Origin of the sequence: Aeromonas sp. Prich7-2, from assembly GCF_017939255.1 — a bacterium.
In the GTDB taxonomy this organism is placed as follows: domain Bacteria; phylum Pseudomonadota; class Gammaproteobacteria; order Enterobacterales; family Aeromonadaceae; genus Aeromonas; species Aeromonas caviae.
On record NZ_JAGKRI010000186.1, the window covers coordinates 1 to 438 of the forward strand.

The 438-nt window shown below is 57.8% G+C and carries 1 protein-coding gene; it reads left to right on the forward strand.

Translation table 11 applies throughout. The features are described 5' to 3' along the window. Positions 1–429: transposase (locus tag J9892_RS20490; RefSeq protein ID WP_210538805.1), on the forward strand; the 429-nt coding region annotated here is incomplete at its 5' end. Positions 430–438 lie beyond the last annotated feature (9 nt).

Genomic DNA, 438 nt, shown 5'->3' on the forward strand with positions numbered 1-438 from the left:
GCAGCTCAGGTGGCGACCCTGTACCACGAGCGCTGGGAAATCGAGCTGGGATACCGGGATATCAAAAGCGCGATGCAGCACAACGCCATCACGCTGAGAAGCAAGAAAGTGGACTTGGTCTATCAGGAGCTGTGGGGATTGCTGCTTGGATACAATCTGGTCAGGCGGGAGGCCAGCCAGGCCGCCGTAGCCCATCAGCGAGCGCCCAATGAGGTGAGCTTTAAGTTTGCCTGTCAGTTCATCGCGAACCAGATGGCAGTGATGGCGGGCGCGTTATCGCCAGCCCATACGCCACGGAGGTTGGCGGAGTTGCGGGGCTGCATAGGCGTCATGTTCATAGAAAAACGCCCCAGGCCATCGAGACCCAGGGCGGTGAAGATATCAAAGACCCGTTTTCCGGTAAATCGCAATGCGGCTCCGCTTAAGTGAACAGCATTG